Raw genomic sequence first — 2482 nt, 5'->3', positions numbered from 1 at the left:
AGGCCGTCGTGCGCTCGGGTGCGCCCGCGGCCGTCGCGGAGCTCGCGGACCTGGTCGCGCACGCCGTGCGCACCCCGCGCGTCACCGGTGAGCGCGTCGTGTGGGAGCTGAGCGCTCCCGAGCCGGATCGACTCGCGGTGGAATCGGTCCTCGCCTGGTCCGCTGTGAACGCCCGGTTCCCCGGGCGGCTCCGCGCCTGCGCGAACGACGAGTGCAACCTCTTCCTCCTCGACCGCAGCCGCCCCGGCACCGCCAAGTGGTGCTCGATGGCGACGTGCGGCAACCGGATGAAGGCCCGCGCGCACGCGAGCCGGTCGCGGGTCTGAGGGCGGCCGGGAGGCACAGCGGCGAAGGCTAGGCGCCGCGCAGCCGGGCCGTCGATGCGGACGCCTGCGCGCGAGCCCGTTGCAGGGCGTCCTCGCGTCCGGCCGCGTCGAGGCGGGCGGGACCGTAGGTGACCACCGGGGGCAGGACGTCGTAGCCGACGAACTCGAGCATCCCGCGATGGATGTGGAAGAGGAACGACTGCAGGTCGCCGTAGCCGTCGGCGGCGCCGGGCGCGAAGGCCGCTTCGCCGCCGCCCGTCGTCAGCAGGAGCATCGCGCTCCTGCCGCGCAGGCCGCCCTCGGCGAAGACGCCGTGCTCGCCTCCGAACGTCGCGCCCATCACGAAGACGCGGTCGATCCAGCCCTTCATGATCGCCGGCATCGAGAACCACCACAGGGGGAACGAGAGCACCAGGAGATCCGCCTGCAGCAGCTCGTCGAGATCGCTCGCGACGGGCTCCCCGAGCGTCTTCTCGAGGACCGCGGTCATCTGCTGCGCCTGCGGCTTGAAGTAGCCGGAGCCGGACGCGAACTGGTCGCGGTGCAGCACCGGGTCCCGGCCCTCGGCGTACAGGTCGAGCCGGCGGACCTCCATGCCGTCGGCCCTCAGCTGCTCGAGGACCGCGTCCGCCTGCGCCGAGGAGAAGGACCGCTCCTCGGGATGGGCGTGGACGAGCAGAGCACGGCGAGCGGGAGCGGCCTCGGAAGCATCGGTCATGCGGCCGATCATATCGACGATTCGCGATACGTCGCTAGATCGAGGCTCCGAGCCGCTTCAGGAGCACGGCGACGTCGGCGTCGCTCCTCCGGTAGTGGGTGTACTTCCCCACGCGCGTCGAGCGGACGAGGCCCGCGCGCTCCAGGGATCCCATGTACGACGAGATGGTCGACTGCGCGAGACCGCTCTTCGCGGCGAGATGGGTGACGCAGACCCCGAACTCGGCGCGGTCGGCGATCGGCTCGAACTCGCTGAACGACGCCTCGGGAGAGCGGAGCCACTCCATGATCTGCAGTCGCGTGGGATTGCCCAGCGCCTTCAGCACCTCGACCAGTCCCGTGTCCACCGCGCCATTCTCCCCTGCTCGCCGACCGGGCGCCTCCGCGCCGGAATCACCCTCCGCCCGGACGGACCCCGCTCACGGCAGCAGGATCACCTTGCCGTCGAGCGTTCGGGACTCGGCGAGCTCCATCGCCTCGACGATCCCCGTGAGCGGGAAGCGGGCGGCGATGTTGGCCGTCAGCGAGCCGTCGGCGAGGAGTCCGAGCACGCGTCCGAGGTCCTCCTCGAGCCGCGCACGGAAGCGCGCGGGGTGCAGCGAGTGGCCCGCCCAGAGGTCGTAGAAGACCGCGCGCCGGCCGTTGGGGGCGAGCTGGTAGGCCTGGATCCGCGCGAGCTGGCGGAGGAAGGGGGGCCAGATACTCCCGGTGCTCGCGCTGACGATCGCGTACGCGACGAGGGTGCCGCCGGGCGCGAGCAGCGACCACGCCAGCCGGGTCGTCGCTCCGCCGACGTTGTCGAACACGGCCTGCACTCCGCCGGGAGCGAGCTCGCGCACGCGAGCGGCGAGGTCGGGATCGGCGTAGTCGACGGGCTCCACTCCGGCCGCTCGGAGGGTCTCATGGTGGCGGGGCGAGGCGGCGGCGATCACGCGGATCCCCTCGAGGCGTGCAAGGCGGTGCACGAGGCCGCCGACTCCGCCGTTCGCGCCGAACAGGAGGATCGTGTCGCCGCGGGAGACCCGGGCCGCGCGGTGCAGCATCTGCCACGCCGTCACTCCGTTGACCACGACGGCCTCGGCGTCCTCCGACGCGACCGCGTCGGGGACGAGAACGCAGTCGCGGGCGGCGACACGGGCGTGCCCGGTCCAGCCGCCGGTCTTGGTGAGCGCGGCGACGCGGCGGCCCTCGAACGACGCGTCGCCGCCGGGGCCGACCGCGAGGACCCGGCCGACGAGGTCGTAGCCGGGCGTGAAGGGGAACCGCGGCTGGGCGAAGTAGCGGCCGCGGCGCATCGACTGCTCGGCGAACGAGATGCCGGTGGCCTCGACGGCGACGAGCAGCTCGCCGGCCGCGGGAGGCTCGACCGGCGCCTGCTCGAGGAGCAGCCCGGACGGCTCGACGATCCCGGGGAGGACGACGCGGGTGGTGGTGCGGGG

4 protein-coding genes are annotated in these 2482 nt (G+C 73.2%); 1 reads left to right on the top strand and 3 read right to left on the bottom strand.

Going from position 1 to position 2482, the window contains the following annotated elements; all coding sequences use genetic code 11:
- The coding region (locus C5C82_RS16960) for a CGNR zinc finger domain-containing protein (RefSeq protein WP_146086031.1) at positions 1-326 on the top strand (326 nt) is incomplete at its 5' end.
- Positions 327-354: 28 nt separating this feature from the next.
- Here the strand turns inward: C5C82_RS16960 and C5C82_RS16955 are convergent.
- From C5C82_RS16955 to C5C82_RS16945, 3 genes are all read right to left on the bottom strand, one after another.
- Positions 355-1044 carry an NAD(P)H-dependent oxidoreductase gene (locus C5C82_RS16955; protein WP_104336092.1) on the bottom strand — a complete coding sequence of 230 codons (690 nt, stop codon included), beginning with the start codon at positions 1042-1044 and terminating at the stop codon, positions 355-357.
- Positions 1045-1078: 34 nt separating this feature from the next.
- Positions 1079-1390: a helix-turn-helix transcriptional regulator gene (locus tag C5C82_RS16950; protein WP_258066171.1), complete on the bottom strand. Its 312-nt coding sequence runs from the start codon at positions 1388-1390 to the stop codon at positions 1079-1081.
- Between the two features lie 72 nt (positions 1391-1462).
- Positions 1463-2482 (bottom strand): medium chain dehydrogenase/reductase family protein (locus C5C82_RS16945; protein WP_219814866.1); only part of this gene is annotated, 1020 nt, incomplete at its 5' end.

This window comes from Rathayibacter sp. AY1D5 (assembly GCF_002932515.1).
GTDB lineage: Bacteria > Actinomycetota > Actinomycetes > Actinomycetales > Microbacteriaceae > Rathayibacter.
Note: the sequence above shows the minus strand (reverse complement) of the source record. Positions and strands in the feature narration are given on the sequence as shown.